Source organism: Pyxidicoccus trucidator (genome assembly GCF_010894435.1).
Lineage (GTDB): Bacteria > Myxococcota > Myxococcia > Myxococcales > Myxococcaceae > Myxococcus > Myxococcus trucidator.
Window position 1 is genome coordinate 1 of sequence record NZ_JAAIXZ010000089.1, and the last position, 441, is coordinate 441.

Consider the following 441-nt stretch of genomic DNA (forward strand, 5'->3'; position numbering starts at 1 on the left):
CGAGCGGGTCGAGGCGCGGGTGAAGGCCGCGACCCGTCCCGAGCTTGCCCGTATCTACATGGATGCGATCGGAGAAGGACGCGGGGGCTGGGAACGGGCGGCCTATGCGAAGCGGGCGCTCGCGCTGGATTCAGGCAACGTCGCCGCACGGCAGTACGTCGAGGAGTACGAGCGCGAAAAGGCCCGCGAGAAATGGCTCTGGTCCCTTGCCAAAGTTGGCGGAGGGTTCCTGGCCGTGGGCCTGTTCTTGTGGTTCCTCGTCTCCAAGCTGAGCGCGGCGGCGGCGTGAGGGCTCGGGAGTCCCGAGCCCTCCGAAGGCCGTATCAGCCGCGCGCCTGACGGCTGGAGCGACGGCGAGACTGGATGGCGGTGAGGCCCATCCACATCCCGAGCAGCAGCAGCGGGGAACCGCCGCCGGTGCCCGCGCCGCAGCCACAGCCC

1 protein-coding gene is annotated in these 441 nt (G+C 70.1%); it reads left to right on the forward strand.

Annotation, left to right across the window (positions count from 1 at the left end):
• Positions 1–289, forward strand: a 289-nt coding sequence (locus G4D85_RS48545) for a ceramidase (protein WP_164021945.1), incomplete at its 5' end; no start/stop codon positions are given.
• Positions 290–441: the final 152 nt, after the last annotated feature.